We start from the raw sequence: 19694 nt of genomic DNA on the forward strand, positions 1-19694 counted from the left end.
AAGGGATTTTTTGTTTATAAAATATATTGAAATAAATTTGCCTATCTACTAATAGGTAGTATTTTTGCCGTAAAAATTATCGCTATGACTACAAAAGAAAATATTATAGATAAAGCAGATCAATTTATTCGAGATAAAGGCTACAATGCCTTTAGCTTTAAAGATATTTCTAATGATATAGGCATAAAAACGGCTTCTATTCATTATCATTTCCCAACAAAATCAGATCTTGGCGTAGCGACCATTAAGGAACATATTGCAAGATGTGAAGCTTTAAAGAAAAAAGTTGCCAATGAGTCTCCATTAGTAAAACTTCAAGCTTTTTTAGAGGTTCAGACACAAATTAAAAAGGAAAATAAGGTCTGTATAGTAGGATCATTAGCTACAGACTTAAATACACTAGACAATTCCATAAAAACAGAACTTCAGAAATTTGCCCAAATTGTAATCAATTGGCTAACTGAAATTTTAATCGAAGGAAAAGAACTTAACCAATTTGCCTATGAAATGTTACCTAGAACAAAAGCCATAATGATAATTACCAACATGGTCGCGATCGTCCAGCTATCAAGACTAACAAGCGACGATGATTTTGAATTGGTAAAAGAAACAATATTAACAGAATTAAGACCTAAGAAATAATGAAAAGAGTCGTCATAACAGGATTAGGGGCAGTAACTCCGATTGGAAATAGTGTTCAGGAATATTGGAATTCATTAATAAATGGAGTAAGCGGCGCCGCTCCAATTACAAGATTTGATACAACACATTTCAAAACTAAATTTGCATGTGAGGTTAAAAACTTTGATGTACAGCATATTTTCGAAAAAAATGAGATTAGGAAATACGATCTTTTTACACAGTATGCTCTGCATGCTACAGACGAAGCCATAAAAAATGCCAATATCAATTTTGAAAACTTAAATAAAAACAGAATTGGTGTAATATGGGGCTGCGGTGACGGAGGCATATCAACTTTTGAAGAACAATTTGGAGAATATAAACTAGGAAATGGATCTCCACGATTTAGTCCTTTTTTTATACCAAAAAGAATCGTTAACATAGCTTCGGGAGTTATTTCTATTAAATATGGTCTTCGAGGAATAAATTACACTACAGCTGCGGCTTGTTCTGCGAGTAATACTTCCATCATAGATGCATTTAATTACATTCGCTGGGGCAAAGCCGATATGATTATTAGCGGCGGTTCTGAGGCTTCGGTTTCAGAATCTTCAATTGGAGGTTTCAATGCTTCAAAAGCATTGTCTACATTAAATGAAGATTACACCAAAGCTTCACGCCCTTTTGATATCACAAGAGATGGATTTGTTTTGGGCGAAGGGGCCGGAGTTGTTATCTTAGAAAGCTATGAACATGCTATAAAACGAAATGCAGTAATCCTAGCCGAAATTGTTGGTGGCGGATTAGCTGCCGATGCCTACCATTTAACAGGAACTCATCCTGAAGGTGAAGGTGCCGTTTTAGGAATGGAACTCGCTTTAGAAGAAGCTGGAATTACACCAAATCAAATTGATTACATTAACGCCCATGCAACTTCTACTCCAACTGGTGATTTAAGTGAACTTAAAGCTGTTGAAAAAGTATTTGGAATAAATCCAAACGCGAATATAAGTGCCACAAAATCAATGACTGGACATTTACTTGGCGGTGCAGGAGCAATTGAAGCAATTGCCTGCATAAAATCTGTTCAAGAAAATATTGTACCACCAACTATAAACACTCAAAACGTAGAAGGAGATTTTGCAGACAAATTTAATCTAACTCTTGGAAAAGCACAATCGAGAGAAGTGAATTATGCAATGAGTAATACTTTTGGATTTGGTGGTCATGTAGCCAGTTCTATATTTAAAAAATTTACAGAATAAATATTTAGCTAAAAAGTAAAAATCAATTTAGATCCCTTTCGTAATGAAAGGGATTTTTTGTTTGGTCTCAAAACGTCAATTTATTTGAATTATTGCGTGTTTATGAAAATTATATAAGGCTTCAAAAAAGTTGTGTAATATATTTTAACAAGTATAGGGCTAACTTTCGTATAGAATTTAATGAGTTGAAAAAAACTGTTAAATAATTGATTTTCAAATTACATAATTCACACTAAAAACAAAACCATTTTGATTCTCAATATTAAAAATACATTCGCCGAAATTGGAGAGACGACTATATTCGCCAAAAGGTTCTTTAAGGAAGTTTTGATTCCGCCTTATGAGACCAAAGAGTTTCTCAGACAATGTTATGTCATTGGCTATAGATCTCTCCCACTCGTTGCTATCACAGGCTTTATTATGGGGCTGGTGCTTACGCTTCAATCACGCCCAACATTGGTGAAATTTGGTGCCGAATCTTGGCTTCCTGGAATGGTGGCGCTTTCTCTAATAAGAGAAATTGCTCCAGTAATCACTGCTTTGATTTGTGCAGGAAAAATTTCCTCTGGAATCGGTGCCGAACTAGGATCGATGAAAGTTACAGAACAGATTGACGCCATGGAAGTGTCAGCGGTAAATCCGTACAACTATTTGGTAGTGACCAGAGTTTTAGCCTGTACTTTGATGGTTCCTATTTTGGTGTTTTTTGCAGATGCCATTGGAATTATTGGCGGTTATGTAGGCATTAACATTCATGGCGATGTCAACTTTTACCGCTTTTTAACCCAGATTGTACAGTCTTTAGAATACTTAGATCTGCTTCCAGCCACTCTCAAAACTTTCTTCTTTGGATTTTTTATCGGAATTATTGGCTGTTACAAAGGTTTTAATGCTTCTAACGGAACAGAAAGCGTGGGACAAGCTGCCAATTCTGCTGTGGTGACAGCATCGTTGAGCATTTTTATTATCGATATGGTCGCTGTACAAATAACCGATTTATTCTTTTAAAATGATGAAGGAAAAATTACATAAAGAACCTAAAACAAAAGAAAAAGATCAGACTCCAATTATCGAGATTAAAGATCTGCATAAAACTTTTGGTAAAGATAATGCCGTTTTAAAAGGCGTAAATCTCACTTTGAATAAAGGCGAAGATTTAGTGGTTTTAGGACGTTCAGGCTCTGGAAAATCGGTTACCATAAAATGTATTGTGGGATTGATTGAACCAGACAAAGGCGAAATTAAAGTTTTTGATCAAAACGTTCTTAATATCTCAAAAAGCGAGCTGAATGAAATTAGAGTCCGAATCGGATTTTTGTTCCAAAGCGGAGCACTTTACGATTCGATGTCAGTTAGAGAAAATCTCGCTTTTACATTGACCAAACACAAACGCGATTTAAGCCCTGAAGAAGTTGAAAACGAAGTAATGGAAGCGCTAGAAAATGTGGGACTGGCAGATGCCGTAGATAAAATGCCGTCTGAACTTTCGGGTGGTATGAGAAAAAGAATTGGTTTGGCTCGCACTTTAATCTTAAAACCAGAAATCATTTTGTATGACGAACCCACAACGGGTTTGGACACTATAACATCAAGAGAAATAAGTGAATTGATTCTGGACATTAAACACAAACAAAAAACCTCTTCGATTATTATCACCCACGATATGGCCTGCGCAAAAATGACCGCCGACCGAATTGTGGTTTTAAAAGAGGGTGTGATTCACGCCGAAGGAACATACGAAGAATTAGAAAAAGACGAAGACGAATGGGTACGCTCATTTTTTGAATAAAGCAAAATAAATAATAGAAATCATGGAAAAGCAATCTGGATATACTTGGAAATTGGGAATGTTTGTAACGATAGGTTTACTGCTTTTTATAATGGCCGTATACTTTATCGGAAAGCAGCAAAACCTTTTCGGATCTACCTTTCATATTACTTCTCAATTTAAAACGGTAAGCGGTTTAGAAGTCGGAAACAATGTTCGTTTCTCTGGAATTAATGTGGGAACCGTAGAACAAATTCAGCTAAAAAATGACTCAACAGTCGTAGTGGTTTTAGTAATGAAAGAAGAAGTTCGAAAATTTATTAAAACCGATGCAACAGCCAGTATTGGTTCAGATGGTCTAATGGGCGACAAAGTGCTGACCATTTCACCCGGCGCCAAATCTAAAAAAGTTATCGAAGACAACGGACAGATTGCTTCTGTTGACGGAATTGAAATGCAGGATCTGATGAAAAGCGTGAAGAAAAGTGTAGATAATGTCGGTATCATTTCTGAGGAACTTGCCATTTTCAGCCACAGCATGAACAATGGGAACGGTGCTTTAGCAAGATTGGTGAAAGACGATAAAATGGCCAACAGCGTTTCGAATACGCTTTCTAATCTAGAAACTGGAACAAAAGGTTTCAGCGAAAATATGGAAGCTGCAAAAAGTAATTTCCTTTTTAGAGGTTACTTCAAGAAAAAAGAAAAGGAGAAAAAGGAGAAGGCTGAGGAAAGAAAAGAAAAACAAGAGGAAGCGAAAAAAGAGAAACAAGAAGCAAGACAAGAGAAGCAAGAGGAACAGGAAAAAGCTGCCAAGGAAAAGGAACAGAAAGAGAAAGAAGAACAGCAAAAACAGGAAGATGCCAAAAAATAATTCCAAATTTTAAGTTCCAAAATTCCAATTCTCATTTTATGCTTTCCTGAGCGTATGTTTCACAATTCATAATTCACAATTTATAATTCACAATCAAAAAGTATATGCCTAGTTCAATAAAACATACCGCCTTAAAAGTTTTAAAAATTACTGGAATTACAATTGCAGTGATTCTGTTTTTGCTGTTTATAATTCCGCTGCTTTTTCCTGGAAAAATTGCCTCAGAAGTAAAGAAAATCGCCAACGAACGTCTGGATACCAAATTGGAATTTACTAAATCTAAGCTGTCATTTTTTACACATTTCCCTTCACTAACTGTTGCTCTTGATGATTTGTCATTAACGGGTTCTAAGCCTTTCAGCAATGATACATTGCTAAAAGCAGATCAGGTCGCTTTTGGAATTGACATTAAGAGATTGCTTTTTGATAACGAAGTTAAAATCAACAAACTGTATGTTTCTGATGCTTTGATTAATGTAATGGTCAATGAAAAAGGTCAGGCCAATTATAACATTTATGTAGCTCCTGAAGACAGAGATAAAAAAGAAGATCCGAATGCTCCTGAAGAAGGAACTGCAATTCGACTAGAACGCATTGATTTACAAAACTGTCATGTAAAATATAACGACCGTTCCGCAAAGATTTTGGTTGACGCAAAAGGCTTTAATTATATAGGAAAAGGAAATTTGAGTGAAGATATTTTTGACCTCGCAACCGATGCAAAAATTGATAATCTAGATTTCTTTTATGATCGAACTGGCTATTTGAGAAGAAAAAAAGTGAGCGCCGATTTAATTACCCGCATCAATACGCATGCACTTACCTTTATTCTTCAAAAAAATGAACTTCATATCAATAAACTGCCTCTAAAATTTACAGGTTTATTTACCATTTTAAGAGACGGATATAAAATCAATATAAAAGCAGCTTCTGAAAATACAACTGTAAAAGATTTACTGTCTGTAATGCCTCCCGAATATTTAACGTGGCTTGAAAAAACAGAAATTTCAGGAAGAAGCGATTTGCTTCTTAGTTTTAAAGGAGATTACAACGTTCAGAAAAAACAAAAACCAAACTTAGCTTTTAATTTAAAAATCAACGAAGGTTCGGTAAACTATAAAAATGCTCCTGTACCTTTAACTGATTTTCAAATGAATTTGAATGCCATGCTCCCGTCTCTGGATACCGAACAATTGCTGGTTAATTTGAGAACATTGAAATTTAAAGTTGGCGAAAAAGATTATTTTAATGCTTATCTGCACAGCAAAGGTTTAAGCGAAATGTCGATAAATGCAAGTGTAAAAGGTGCTTTAGACCTTGCTGTAGTAGATGCTGCCTTAGGGCTTGAAAACATGGATTTAAAAGGAATTTTAAAAACCGATATTCAGGCTCGCGGGCTTTTTAGCACTTCAAAAAAATTATTCCCAAAAACTATTGGCGGTATTTCTTTGCGAAACGGATGGCTAAAAACAAAGTATTATCCAAATCCTATTACCAATATCACTTTTATAGCCAATATGCTGAATAAAGCGGGAACCTATCAAGATTTGATCATTGCTGTGGCACCTTTCTCTTTCGCTTTTGAAGGAAACCCGGTTTATGTCAATGCTACATTATCCGATTTTAGCGATTTGGCTTATAATGCAAAGATTAAAGGCGAGTTGAATGTGGGCAGAATCTATCAGGTATTCTCACAAAAAGGTTTGGATTTAACAGGTTATGCCAAAGCTGATCTTTCTTTAAAAGGAAAACAAAGTTATGCCACAACGGGTCAGTATGACAAACTAGATAATAAAGGAACTTTACTTCTAAAAAATATAAAAGCAACCTCCGAATTGTTTCCGAAAGCGTTCTTTATCAAACAGGGAAATTTCCGTTTTCAGAACGAAAAAATGTGGTTTGAAAAATTCAATGCTGCTTATGGAAAATCAGATTTTGATATCAATGGCTATCTGTTGAACACCATTAATTACTTCTTAGAATCAAAAGGAACTTTGAGCGGTAATTTCAATCTGAAATCAAAATTGATTAACGTGGATGAATTTATGGCGCTCAAAGAAGGAGAAAATAATGATCGAGACATTAAAGTGGAATATGCCAAAGAAGATCATCCGAAAATGAGCGGTGTGGTCATTATTCCGAAAAACCTAAATGTCAGTTTAAATGCAAATGCAGATAAAATTGAATATAATAAATTGGTTTTTAACAAACTAAATGGAAAAATAGGTATAAAAAAAGAAGGATTTTACTTAGAAAATATTACCTTTAATATCATTGACTGTGTTTTAGGGATTAATGCTTTTTATAAAGATGAGTCTCCAACCTCTGCACATTTTGATGCTCATTTTACGGCAAAAGACTTTGATGTACAGAGAGCTTACAAAGAAATTCCGATGTTTCATGATATGGTCACAGCAGCTGAAAAAGCACACGGAATAATTTCTGTCGACTATAAGGTAAAAGGAGATTTGAACGGAAATATGGGCCCTATTTATGAATCAATGCAAGGTGGAGGAACGATTAATTTACGTGATGTGAAAATTAAAGGATTGAAACTTTTTGATGGAATCAGTTCTAAAACAGGGCAAAACGGTTTGAATAATCCTGATATGAAAGGAATTGAAATTAAATCGACAATAGATAAAAATCTTATAAATATTGAGCCATTTACCTTTAGTGTAGCCAGTTTTAGGCCAACCATTAAAGGAACTACAAGCTTTGACGGGCTTTTGGATCTGAGAATGCGTTTAGGTCTTCCGCTTTTTGGAATCATCGGATTTCCGATCGTAATTACTGGAACGCATGATGCTCCAAAAATTAAAATATTCAGTAAGACAGGGCAAGAAATTGATCCTGCTGTTTATGATGAAAAAAACAATAAAGTTATTCGAGAAGAAAAAGTAAGCAACCCCAAAACAAAGAAATAATGAGTTCTAAACCCCAACATAAAAGCAGTGCATTCGAAAAGTTTGCTACAAAAGTATCTAAAGCTGCGGGGAGTACTCCAGCTTTTATTGGTGCGTTGGCCCTTGTTGTGGGCTGGGCGGCTTCGGGACCTATTTTCGATTATTCTGAAACTTGGCAATTGGTCATCAATACCGGCACAACCATTATTACTTTTCTAATGGTCTTTTTAATTCAAAAAGCGCAAAATAAAGATTCGCTTGCCATTCAGTTAAAACTAAATGAACTCGTGGCATCAAATGAATTATCCAGCAATAGTTTAGTCGACATTGAAAATATGACCGAAGAAGAGATGATCATTATCCAGAAATATTATCATCATTTGAGCCAATTGGCAAAGAAAGACCGAACTATAAGAACTTCGCATTCCATTGCCGAAGCAAATGAACTTCATAATCGTAAAAAAGAAAAAAATACAAAACCAGATAACATCAAAAAAACTACCAAGAATACCTCTAAAAAAATAACCAAAAAATGAAATTGAGCTCTACTGAAACCTATTGGCCGTTAAAAAATGCCATAAAACAAAGTTACCCTTCAATAGATTCTGATATTACCACCGACATTTTAATAATTGGCGGCGGCATTACAGGCGCTTTAACTGCTTATAAATTACTAAATGAAGGAAAAAAAATTGTTCTTGTAGACCGTCGCGATGTTTGTGGCGGAAGCACTTCTGGAAGTACGGCACTTCTCCAATATGAAATTGATGTTCCACTGCATCAACTCATTAAACTTCGCGGCACAAGATGCGCCGTAGACAGTTATCAGAATGGAAAAAAAGCAATTTTTGACCTTCGAAACATAATTGATGAAGTAGGTTGCGATTGTGGTTTCGAATTCAAAAAAAGCATTTATTTCACTACTTTAAAAAAAGATGTGCCTTATTTAAAAAATGAGTTTAAAGCCCGAAAGCAACATGGTTTTGAAATCAGCTGGTTGGGCAGATCAGAATTGCAAAAAATGGGGCTGAATGCCATTGCAGGAATTGAATCTAAAACTGCAGCTGTTATGGATCCGTTTAAACTTGCCAGTGATCTTCTGTTTCATTGTCATGAAAAAGGAATGCAGATTTTTGACCGTACTAATATTGCTTCCATACAGCATCAAAAAGGTAAAATTATTGCCACTACAGACTCAAAACATGTTATTACGGCCGATCACATAATACACTGCACAGGTTATGAAAGCACAGAGACTTTGAAGGAAAAAGTGGTCGATTTAAAAAGCACTTATGTAATTGCTTCTGAGAGCCAGTCTGATCTTCCAGAAAATTTCAGGCATACTATATTTTGGGATACCGCTTCGCCTTACCATTACATAAGAACTACAGAAGACAATCGCATTATAATGGGTGGCGGAGACGAAGATTTTAAAGACACCAATAAGCGTGATAAATTGCTGCCTAAAAAAGAACAATACCTTTTAAAACAATTTTTTAAACGATTCCCAGATTTAAATTTTAAAATTGATTATTCCTGGGCAGGAACTTTCGGAGAAACTAAAGATGGTCTTCCTTATTTCGGAAAGCCAAATCCGAGAAAAAACGAACACTACATTTTAGGTTTCGGCGGAAACGGAATCACCTTCAGCATATTGGGAACAAATTCTATTCTAGATTCACTTTACAACAAAAAAAATACAGATTTGGATTATTATCGATTTGGACGTTAGAAACATGCTAAGCTTCTGAGACGCCAAGGTGTTAAGTTTTTATTTTAAGTATATGATAAAACCCTCAGATTTTGAGTTCTCAAAATCTGAGGGTTTTATTTTATATATTGCTTTAGAGCTAGCGACTTTATTTTTTTGAGATGGCAAAAAAGCTTAGAATCTTAGCGTCTCAGAACCTTAGCAACTTCGGCCATTAGGCCGTAATAGCCAAAGAATTCAAATTAAACTTATATTCTTTTGGACTGCAGTTGAATTTTTGTTTGAAAATTTTTGAGAAATAGCTTCTGCTGGTAAAACCAATGCAATACACTATTTCTGAAATATTTAGATCAGAAGTTCTGATAAGAATTTCTGCTTTAAGCACTCGCATGTGCGTAATGTAATCGTTGACCGTGCGATTATGGATCATTTTAAAACCTTCTTGAAGTTTATTTGGAGAAAGTCCAGATTTTTTGCTCAAAGATTTAATTGAAAAAGCTTCTTCTGGATTTGATTTTATAAATTCAGAAAGTTCTTTTATTTCTTCTAGTTCTCTCAATGTCAATCCGTTTGACTCGTTTGCAAAAGCATGCAAGTCATCAGAATGCTGTTGAATTTCCATCGCAAGAATGATTCTCATAATTCCTTCTTTCAATAAATTTCTAACAACTCCAGTTTGTGTGATCGAATTAAGCTGTTCGATTTTTTCGGCAATCTGTAAATTATAAGATCCGATATAGAAGAAATCTGATGTTTGGTTATTTTCAAAAAAAGTATCTTTTACCTGCTGATTTAAAGAATGAGCCTGATTTGCAGCGTCAATCTGAGTTCCAACAATAATTAAAGTCAGTTTTGTTTTTTTTCCTTTCTCGAAAAACAAAACGTTATCCTTATTTTGTTTTGATGAAACAATTGCCGTCTGAAATGTTTTGAGTTTTCGCTCCTCACCATTTAGTCCAAAACTATGCGATAAATTACCTTTAGAACAATAAGCAAAATAAATTGGCGACGATTTTACGTTTAGAATATCTAGTCTAATATCTGTTGAAAATGTCATGTCAAATTGAACGTAAGAGATATTATCGTTAAAAGAAGCGCCAATTATTGAACCTTCAGCAAAACTATTTTCAACTTCTAATGTATATTCGTCTGAGTCAAAAGCCACCTTTCCGCCAAAACTAGTCTGAAGCTCATCAAATATATTTTGAGTTTTTTCTGTATTTATAGTAACAATTTTCATGGTTCGCCGGATTTAAAATTATAATTTGCTAACAGATTATTTCTAGAAATCTGAAAGTCAAAGTTCGTTTAAAGACCCGCCAAAAATGTTATATAATTTTTTGGTTTTGTTTTATAATTCCTTATAAATGTTTATTTTAACGTAAATCAATATTTATTCAACTTACAAGTATGAAAAGTTTTTCGTTTGCTCCTATTAGTTCTCCCACTTCTAAAATTCTGATTTTAGGCACGATGCCTGGAACTAAATCTTTAGAACTCAATCAATATTATGGCCATAACCAGAATAACTTTTGGAAATTTATGTTTCAGATTCTTGGAGAAGAATTTTCAAAGGATTACGAAATACGAAAAAGCTTATTAATTAAAAATAATATCGCTCTTTGGGATGTCTTACAATTTTGCGAGCGTGTTGGAAGTTTGGACAGCGCCATAAAAAATGAAATTGCAAATGATTTTGAAAATTTCTTAGAAACTCATACGCAAATAGAAGCCATTCTTTTTAATGGGCAAAAAGCCGCAGCATTTTTTAAAAAATATGTTCATTTAACAAAAGAATATAAAACTTTTACACTTCCATCAACAAGTCCTGCCAATGCTAGTAAGGCTTTCCAAGATAAATTCAACGAATGGAGCATCATTAAAACCTTATTATAAAGGCAGCAATTTTATATAATTACAATGCAAATATTGAAATCATGTAACTTTTTCCGTTTAAAGTATAACAAAATACAGCCACTCCCAATCTAATTTTACATCAAAGAAAAATAAGCCGTATTGAAGATTTGATTCACGAAAAGAAAGGCTTTAATTCTTATTAAAATTTACAAAGCAAACTGTAAAAAGTTTAGTCTATAAAGAGAACATTGGTTATGTTAGTTTATTTTTGGGAAAAAGCTACTCTATAGAAATATAGAGTAGTTTTGTTTTTATAAGCTACCATTTAAAGATAAAAACATGAAAATTCAGACTTATTATAATCATATACGGTTTTACACCCCACAGCATTTTATATATTATCCTGTTTTAATATTATTTTTAATTGCCAGCATTTATTTGAGTATTACAACAGAAGATCATTTAATATGGTCATTTATAAGTGCCGCGTTTGTATTTTTATTTGTATTGGCTTATATGCTTCGCCAACACTATGCATTAACGCTGCAAAATAGAATTGTACGTTTAGAAATGCGTTACCGATATTTTACATTAACAGGCAAAAGATTTGAAGAATTTGAATACAAACTTACAGACGATCAGATATTTGCCTTACGTTTTGCGCCAGACAACGAATTGATTCCACTTGTAGAAGATGTTTTAAAAAACAACTTAACGGGAGACGCAATCAAAAAAGCCATCGTACACTGGAAAGCAGATTATCACAGAGTTTAAAATAGCAATTACAATGACAAAATTCAATAACAATATCAATTTTTAATTTTTTAAATTAATTATTGATTTTTGATATTGTAATTGGCATTTTCATTGACTTTTCTTTCTATTAAAAATAAGATAAAACAGAAAGAGTGCCATCCAAACCAAAACGATTACAGCAAAATAAATTGCCATAATATTCGGGTGTAAGTAATTAGGTTCGTAAAATAACTTATTTAGCGTCTTAATTTTTTCTGCTAAAGCTTTTCTATCAAAAGTATTTCTAATTCCATTAAGAGGTTCCTCTTTGTTATCTCTGTAATGATACACATCTTGAGTTAATTGCTTCGGAACTAAACTCGTTTCGATATTGTATTTTCTCAAAATCGTGTCTAATCTCTGAAAAGTATAGGTAAGTGAATCTTTCTTAGAATTATACAGTAATTTATAACGATCTACAGCAGCCTGGTAAGTTTGTTTGCCAATAGAATCTCCATGAACAGGACTAAATAAAGATTTGTTTTCCAAGAAAATACAAATATCATTATCATGTTCTGGATGAACCTGAATGCCTTTAAAAACAATTTCTGTACTATCGCCAATAACTGTTTTTGAGATAACTCTTTTGTACAACTCTTCTTTGTCAAAACCAAGAATATCAAAAATACTATCTGCTTTATGGGTTGTTTTATCAAAAGTGCTTGTCAGCGCTTTTATGGTATCAATACTATAATAACTAGTTTCAGTAATTGGATATTCGCCCGTTACAATGGTATCTTCCTGCTTAATCACAGGATATGGTTTTGGATATAAAATGTTCTCGTAATTGAATAATTTCTCAGAACTGTAAGAAGTATATCCATACAAAAACGGATTTAAAACATTCAAAAGTTTTTTGTCATTATTAAAATCATTTTCAGACAATTCTGTTTTCAGTTTAGCATTCATTCCGAAACTGTAACTGATAAAAAATGAAAAAGTCAAAAATGAAATCAGCAGCAGACAAATGGCAACTTTAAAAAGATTACCACCTTTATAATTTTCTCTCGAATGATTTCGAATCAGAAAAATCAAGAAAATAAGTAAAAACAATCCGCTTACAAAAAAGTGTGAAATCGAAACGTCATCGTAAAATTTAAATCGGTAGAATTCGGTATAAATATTAATATTTTTCAGCCCCTTAAAAGTAAAATAACCATATGAAAAGTAAGCTAGATGAATTACGGCTAATACAATAAAAGATTTTATGAAATAACGTTTTATATTTTCTGTCATTTTTAGAGTTGCTTAATATTTCTTCTTTCCAATAACTGGAAAAACTGTTTTTCGGTAAGTTAAATTTACATAATCCGAAATTATAAAAACAGTAGACTACCAACTATTTTAATACAAATCCTTATTTTACTGATATACAATATATTCCAAAAAATAATTCGACCTCAAAATCAAAAATGAACGATTATTTTTACTAACTTTAAATGTTAAATATTACCTAATAAAAACTTAAAAACTAATCTGATGAAACAATTATTTATTTTTTTGGTAATGATGCTCCTTTGGATTCCGCTAAACGCTCAGACAGTTGCTGAAGCCACTAAAAATGAAGACTTAACAACTTTTAAAACTGAAACCGACGATTTTCAAGATAATAGCGTTGATGATCTGCCCTGGCACAATAGAAAATTTAAAGTTTCTGCCGGTGGTTTTTTTCCCGTAAATAATACCGTCGTTAAAGTTGAAGGCAATAACGGAAATATAGGTACTGAAATTGATCTTGAAAATGATTTAGGATTTTCTAAATCAACCGCATCATTTCTAGGAACGTTTGACTGGCGTATTTCTAAAAGATCACGATTAGGTTTTGAGTATTTTGTGCTAGACCGAACTGCAACCAAAACGCTGCAAAGAGATATTAATTTTGGAGACCATACGTATCCAGTAGATGGTAGGGTTCAAGGTACTTTTAATGTACAGATTGCTAGAATTGCTTATGGATACGCTATCCTATCTAAACCTAAATATCAAGCTGGTTTATTAATTGGTGCGCATGTTCTCTTTGCAGATCTCGGCTTACGATTAGAAGCTAATACACAAAGTGTAGAATATCATGATAGTTTTGATTTTACTGCTCCGCTGCCAGATGTTGGAATATGGGGCGAATTTGTTCTTGGAAAGCGTTGGGGTTTATATGCCAACGTAAATTATCTAGCAATAAAAATTGATGAAACTGATGGACGAATCATAAGCTATAATTTATCGGTTTTATATAATGTTGTACAAAATTTCAGCCTTACTGCAGGTTATACTGGTTTGAATTTTAGAGTTGATACTGTTCAGGATCGATTAAACGGTTTCTTAAAATGGGGCTATAATGGACCAACAATAACTGCAGTGTACACTTTTGGAAAGCATGTTAAAGTTACTAAATAAAGGTGCTAAGGTTCTGAGATGCTAGGTTCTAAGTTTTTTTTAACCGTAAAGAGCGCAAAGTTTTTTCGCAAAGGTCGCTAAGATTCTTTAGGGTCATTTAAAATAAGAAGTTCGCAAAGCTTGTTTCCAATAGAGCTTTGCGAACTTTTCTTATAGGCATTATTAGATTCTCAACAAAAGCTTCTTTGCGGCCTTTGCGTAAATTCTTAGCGCTCATTGCGGTAAAATGACACGCAAAGTTTTTCAAAAACCTGAAACAAAACAAATAAAAAAACAAACCCGATAACTCTCCAGCTATCGGGTTTATTGCCAAACTTAAACTTACTTAACTTAACTCAAAATAAAACTTTATAAATTTAAATCTCATAAAATTAGATTCTTAGCATCTTAGAATCTTAAAAAACTATTTTTCGATTGGAGAGAATTTCACTGCAGTTCCTCCGCCAGCTGCCAATTTGATATTTAAAACAGTTTTGCTGTTTACTTTTTGTTTAGAGATTGTAACTGGATATGGATTAGTTTTATAATTTGCTCCGGGACCATCTGCGTAGATTTCTGCTTCGTATTCTTTGTCTTTATCTAAAAAAGATAAAGCAACTTTTAAATCTCTTGCATTTCTATTAGTGATCGAGCCTAAATACCAATTCTTTTCATCCCAATCTTTGCGGGCAATTGTAGCGTATTCTCCAATTTTAGAATCTAAAACTTTCGTGTCAGACCAAGTGCAAGGCACATCTTTTATGAATTGAAATTCTGGTTTGCCTTCATAATTTTCAGGTAAATCAGATGCCATTTGCAACGGACTGAAAATAATCACATACAATGCCAATTGATTTGCTAAAGTGGTTTGCACTTTTGCTCCAGATGGCGTTTTATAATCAAAATTGAAGTTCCCTGGTGTATAATCAAATGGTCCAGAAAGCATTCTTGTAAAAGGCAGAGTTGTTAAATGCTCAGGCGTATTTCCTCCGTCTACAGACCATGCGTTGTATTCCTGTCCTCTTCCACCTTCTTGCGACATGAAGTTCGGATACGTACGCTGTAAACCCGTTCCTTTCATCGGTTCGTGGTTATCAATCATAATGTGATATTTAGCCGCCGTTTCGATTACTTTTCTATAATGACGAGCGCCATATTGGCTATCATGCCATTCTTTTTTGTCCAAATATTTGTTTACATAACCCGTTTTAACCGAATTCACGCCCATTTTCTGATACAATTTGAACGCATCTTCCAACTGGTTTTCATAATTTTTGGTTGCTCCAGCTGTTTCATGATGTCCGATTAAACGAACATTTTTCATGGCAGCATATTTTGTAATTTCTTCCAAATTAAAATCCGGATAAGCTTTTACAAAACTAAATGTATTGCCGTCAGCGGTCCAGTCGCCATCCCAACCTTCATTCCATCCTTCAACCAAAACTCCGTCAAAACCGTTTTTAGCAGCAAAATCGATGTACTCTTTTGTGTTTTTGGTAGTAGCACCGTGTTTAGGGCCTTGCCCCCAAGTGTATTTTTCCAAATGCATTCCCCACCAAATTCCAATATATTTAGATGGAGTGATCCAAGATAAGTCTTCAATTTTTGAAGGTTCGTTCAGGTTTAGCATAATGGTTGAAGTTGCTACTTCACCAGGAGTTTTACCCACAACAATAGTTCTCCAAGGCGTTTTAAAAGGCGTTTCTGCGTATACTTTCACACCATCAGCCCACGGCACTAAATCGCTTTTATATTGTTTGTCTGTAGTTTTCAAAAGCGTCATTGAGGCAAAATCTGTTAGGTTGGCTTCATGAATGGCTACATACAATTTGTCTTTAGTTTCAAAAGTTGCTGGCGTATTGATCGTATCTGTTTTACTCATTAAGGTTTTGCGGTATTCGCTTTCGTAATAACTGTTTTCGCGGTGAACTGGAATCCACCAAACGTCATTGTTGTCTTTAAATGTAAATTGCGTTACTTCATTAGAGATTTTTACTTTTCCTAAATGAGGCTGTTTTGGAAATTCATAACGAAATCCGACACCATCATCAAAAACCCTAAAAATGATATCGACCAAGCGCTCCTCACCTTTTGCTTCTTTTAAGTGAACAATCAGTTCGTTATGATGATCTCTTACTTTTTTGAATTCGCCCCAAGGCTGTTCCCAAGTTTCATCTGCCGATTTTTCTTCTGTAGAAACGACTTCAAAACCATCAGTCATTTTTGCTAAACCTTGAAATTCAAATCCCATGAGAGAAGGCTCAATAACCGATTTTCCATTAGAAGAAAAACTGTATTGCGGTTGTCCAGAAGGTGTCAATTCAAAGGTTAATTCGGAGATTTTTTCAGGAGAACTGATTTTATACGTTTTTTTAGTACTGCAAGCCATAATAAGCATTGATGCAAAAGCCAATAGACAGTATCTATATTTTCTGTTTTTCATTATTTAAATTGTATTAATTACAGCTCTATTTTATTTCGTTTATTACTTGTTTTGCTTTTGCTGGCTGCATTGAAACAAAATAATTAAACGCTTGGTCGAGTTTTTTCTGGATTTCGACATTTCCTTTTTTCTGTACGCGTAAATCATACAATTTGCTGATATCTGGAAATACGCTTTCTGTATTTTTTACTCCAGAGAAAGTTTTTATTTTTTCGATAAAAGAATAGCCAAATTCAACTGTTGGCTCCATCATGGTTCCTTCTCCGAAATCATTCCACGTAATTAGCTGCAGGTAATTTACATTGGCATTTTTGGCTAAAGCAAGAGTTTCATCAAGCGTTGCTCCATTGTTATGATCAATCGTCCAACCTATCGCTGCGCCACCTCCGCCTTCAGCATAAAAGTCTTTAAAACCCGGATAAGCACTTCCCATTGCTACACTCAATTTTGGCTTGGTATTGGTATAGAAATTTGTGAGGTAACTGTTGTCTTTGTATACCCAAGCATATTCGCCAGAAGCATTTTCTCCTGCCATTGAAGAGTGATCCCAAAGTGTCAAGAAAGTTGGTTTTGCTGTTAAAGTATTAAAGACATTTGTCCATTCAGGTGGGGTCTTTAGAACAATTGGCCCAAAATTCATTAAAAGCGGTTTGCCATTGATCTTAATATAATTAGCGTCAGAAAAATAATTCTTTTCTACATAAGCCAGATCTGTTTTTGCTGCACCAGTTACTGAAATTGCCTTTCCTGCATTGACAACATTCGTCAAAAATCGATCTTCGTATACAATGGCATATTCCAAACCTACTTTGTCAAGCATTTCAATAAGCTGATCTGTATTTTCTTTAACCATTCTATAATCATTTACATCGTAAGTGCCGTACCAGTCGATTAAAACTCCATCAATTCCTGAATATTTCATCAACAGCAAATGATTCTCAATCACACTTTTATCGCCTGAGTGATAAGGTCCAATCAGCGGATAATAATACGATGCAATTTCTCTTCGACCGTTTACTCCTATATTGTTCGGATTTTTGTTTGCCATTGTCCAATGATATCCCCATTTTTTATCGGCACTGCTTTCGTTGGTTTCAAACCACGGCATATAGTGCATATAAATCTTGGTGCTGTTGGTTTTCTCAATCGCAACAGGTACTGTTTTTTCTGGTTCTACTGGTTTGTCTGGCCCTTTGTCATCGCTGCTGCAGCCGGCAGCCATCACAATGCTCATCAAACCGAAAACCAACGATGTGATATATCTTTTCATATTGAGATACTATTTTATTTATACTTAATAATTTAAACACATAGAAACATAGCTTTTTGAAACTTAGAAAAAGGCTTTTCATTTACATAAATACATCCCGATAGCTATCGGGAATATGTGTGAGAAATTAGTTTCTTTCCTTTTTCTTTTTTACACATAAAAACCTATCTTTCTATGTGTTAAATATATTTTAAGCACTGTCGATCTATTTAATGCAACATTTAAAAACATGTCAGCCTTCCACGACTAACCAACATGGAAGACTGACATTCTAGTAACCTAATTTGGATACCCAGGATTTTGTTTTAAGTTTTTGTTAGTAGTTAAAACAGTACTTGGGATTGGGAAAATTGCTCTATATTTCTCCGTTGTACCTTTTGACCACCATGGCTGGAAGAACGTTCCGAAACGGATATTATCTGTTCTTCTTCTTCCTTCAAATGTAAATTCTTTCAACAACTCTTGATCTATGAACGCAAGGTCAATTGTCGCAGGCAATTCTTCACCTGCACGAGACGCTACTTGCTGTACAAATGGTCTAGCTAAATCTGGCGAACCTAAACGAACGTAACATTCTGCCTGCATCATCAAGATTTCTGCATAACGGATTAATACAAAATCATGATCACGCTCCCATTGTTCTCCTGCTTTCATTTCATATTTTGCCAAACGAACCCCTTCATTCTCTTTTGCATCTTCTAAACTTGTCAGATTCTCAGTATAGGTTAACGGTTCTCCGTTGTCCATCATAATCACAGAACCTGTTGCAAGATTGATTTGATCGCCTTCTAGCATACATTTTTTTCTTTTGTCTGTGTCTGCAAAAGCTGAGTAAACGCCTGGCTGCGCGCACATTCCGTTTGCACTCCAAGGATAATTGTTTGGTATTGCAGAAATAGCCAATTTTTGGTTGTAGTGGCAAGACATTGAGTTCATGTAATTTCCAACTGTTCCTGCTTTTGAATCGTAAGGGATTGCAAAAATAATTTCAGGAGAAGTTTGGTTTTCTGTCACGAAATTGGCGAAGAAATCTGGTGTTAAGCTGTAACCTGTAATTTTCTGGCACATATCTAAACAATCCTGCCAACGCGGCTGACCTATAAATGCTTCTGAATTTAAATATAGTCTAGCTAAAACAGCATAAGCTACGTTTCTAGTGAATTTAGAATACACCACATTTGGATTTAAATACGGAATAGCATCTGTTAACTCTTTTTCGACAAAATCATACACTTGTTTCCTTGTTGAATTAGACGGAAGGTCTGTATCCTCAAAATTGGTTACAATTGGAACATTTCCGAACAAATCTAAAAGATTGTAGTAGTAATAGGCTCTAAGCGCTTTTAATTCGGCAAAGATTGGCGCTTTTGCTTTATCTGACAAAGATGATTTATTGATCTGATAAATAATCGCGTTGATTTTCGCGATTCCGGTATAGTTGTATCGCCAAGCCGAAAGAATCATTCTGTTATCTGATTTCCAAGTATGTTTTTGAGCATCTTGATATTGTCCTCCATCGTACCAGTTTGTACCTCTTGTTGGAATTGTAGCTTCATCTGAAACTACTTCATTCAAAAAGAAAACATATTCGCAAGTTGGAAAATTATTTGAGATTGCATCAGAGAATCCTCTTAACGAAGAATAAGCTCCACCTACCAGCGCATCAATTTCTTTGGTTGTGTTTCCAAAATTTCCGTCTTCTACCTGATTATACAACTGTTCGTCCAAATCAGTACATGATACCGTAAAAAGCATGCTTAAAAGTAGGGCTGCTGTTATTTTGATTTTCATTTTTAATATTTTATGGTTATCAA

The 19694-nt window shown here is 34.3% G+C and carries 16 protein-coding genes; 11 read left to right on the plus strand and 5 right to left on the minus strand.

The window, feature by feature from the left end; translation table 11 throughout:
- The first annotated feature begins 84 nt into the window (after window positions 1–84).
- The 8 genes from BLP44_RS21615 (at window position 85) to BLP44_RS21650 (ending at window position 9166) form a co-directional block, all read left to right on the plus strand.
- Window positions 85–642, plus strand: a complete 558-nt coding sequence (locus BLP44_RS21615) for a TetR/AcrR family transcriptional regulator (protein ID WP_008467749.1) — start codon at window positions 85–87, stop codon at window positions 640–642.
- On the plus strand, window positions 642–1886 hold the full coding sequence (gene fabF, locus BLP44_RS21620; RefSeq protein WP_091136209.1) for a beta-ketoacyl-ACP synthase II: 1245 nt from the start codon (window positions 642–644) through the stop codon (window positions 1884–1886). Before BLP44_RS21615 ends, fabF begins: the two co-directional genes overlap by 1 nt.
- Before the next feature lie 249 nt (window positions 1887–2135).
- Window positions 2136–2894 carry an MlaE family ABC transporter permease gene (locus BLP44_RS21625; RefSeq protein WP_008467754.1) on the plus strand — a complete coding sequence of 253 codons (759 nt, stop codon included), beginning with the start codon at window positions 2136–2138 and terminating at the stop codon, window positions 2892–2894.
- A 4-nt stretch (window positions 2895–2898) separates the two neighbouring features.
- Window positions 2899–3675, plus strand: a complete 777-nt coding sequence (locus tag BLP44_RS21630; RefSeq protein ID WP_370516257.1) for an ABC transporter ATP-binding protein — start codon at window positions 2899–2901, stop codon at window positions 3673–3675.
- Between the two features lie 22 nt (window positions 3676–3697).
- Entirely contained in the window at window positions 3698–4528 is an 831-nt protein-coding gene (locus BLP44_RS21635) for an MlaD family protein (protein ID WP_066034196.1), read from the plus strand.
- Window positions 4529–4632: 104 nt separating this feature from the next.
- Window positions 4633–7455: an AsmA family protein gene (locus tag BLP44_RS21640; protein WP_091136212.1), complete on the plus strand. Its 2823-nt coding sequence runs from the start codon at window positions 4633–4635 to the stop codon at window positions 7453–7455.
- Window positions 7455–7970, plus strand: coding sequence for a low affinity iron permease family protein (locus tag BLP44_RS21645; protein WP_008467763.1), 516 nt, complete (start codon window positions 7455–7457; stop codon window positions 7968–7970). The genes BLP44_RS21640 and BLP44_RS21645 overlap by 1 nt, the downstream gene beginning before the upstream one ends.
- Entirely contained in the window at window positions 7967–9166 is a 1200-nt protein-coding gene (locus BLP44_RS21650; RefSeq protein WP_008467765.1) for an NAD(P)/FAD-dependent oxidoreductase, read from the plus strand. The genes BLP44_RS21645 and BLP44_RS21650 overlap by 4 nt, the downstream gene beginning before the upstream one ends.
- Before the next feature lie 193 nt (window positions 9167–9359).
- Here the strand turns inward: BLP44_RS21650 and BLP44_RS21655 are convergent, their stop codons facing one another.
- Window positions 9360–10385 (minus strand): helix-turn-helix domain-containing protein, encoded by a 1026-nt coding sequence (locus tag BLP44_RS21655; RefSeq protein ID WP_008467767.1) that lies wholly within the window; start codon window positions 10383–10385, stop codon window positions 9360–9362.
- 170 nt (window positions 10386–10555) lie between these two features.
- Here BLP44_RS21655 and BLP44_RS21660 point away from each other — a divergent pair, with 170 nt between their 5' ends.
- Window positions 10556–11041, plus strand: coding sequence for a DNA-deoxyinosine glycosylase (locus BLP44_RS21660; RefSeq protein WP_008467769.1), 486 nt, complete (start codon window positions 10556–10558; stop codon window positions 11039–11041).
- A 300-nt stretch (window positions 11042–11341) separates the two neighbouring features.
- Window positions 11342–11776, plus strand: coding sequence for a DUF6526 family protein (locus BLP44_RS21665; RefSeq protein ID WP_091136216.1), 435 nt, complete (start codon window positions 11342–11344; stop codon window positions 11774–11776).
- A gap of 90 nt (window positions 11777–11866) precedes the next feature.
- Here the strand turns inward: BLP44_RS21665 and BLP44_RS21670 are convergent, their stop codons facing one another.
- A complete protein-coding gene (locus BLP44_RS21670; RefSeq protein ID WP_008467775.1) occupies window positions 11867–13033 on the minus strand; it encodes a hypothetical protein in 1167 nt (388 codons plus the stop codon).
- 243 nt (window positions 13034–13276) lie between these two features.
- Here BLP44_RS21670 and BLP44_RS21675 point away from each other — a divergent pair, with 243 nt between their 5' ends.
- A complete protein-coding gene (locus BLP44_RS21675; protein WP_008467776.1) occupies window positions 13277–14188 on the plus strand; it encodes a hypothetical protein in 912 nt (303 codons plus the stop codon).
- A 403-nt stretch (window positions 14189–14591) separates the two neighbouring features.
- On the opposite strand, the gene BLP44_RS21680 is transcribed toward BLP44_RS21675, so the two are convergent.
- From BLP44_RS21680 to BLP44_RS21690, 3 genes are all read right to left on the minus strand, one after another.
- Window positions 14592–16610 (minus strand): glycoside hydrolase family 97 protein, encoded by a 2019-nt coding sequence (locus BLP44_RS21680; protein ID WP_008467779.1) that lies wholly within the window; start codon window positions 16608–16610, stop codon window positions 14592–14594.
- Between the two features lie 25 nt (window positions 16611–16635).
- On the minus strand, window positions 16636–17880 hold the full coding sequence (locus tag BLP44_RS21685; protein ID WP_091136220.1) for a glycoside hydrolase family 99 protein: 1245 nt from the start codon (window positions 17878–17880) through the stop codon (window positions 16636–16638).
- A 279-nt stretch (window positions 17881–18159) separates the two neighbouring features.
- Window positions 18160–19671 carry a RagB/SusD family nutrient uptake outer membrane protein gene (locus BLP44_RS21690; RefSeq protein ID WP_008467783.1) on the minus strand — a complete coding sequence of 504 codons (1512 nt, stop codon included), beginning with the start codon at window positions 19669–19671 and terminating at the stop codon, window positions 18160–18162.
- Window positions 19672–19694 lie beyond the last annotated feature (23 nt).

Source organism: Flavobacterium anhuiense (assembly GCF_900101855.1).
GTDB classification, from domain to species: domain Bacteria; phylum Bacteroidota; class Bacteroidia; order Flavobacteriales; family Flavobacteriaceae; genus Flavobacterium; species Flavobacterium anhuiense.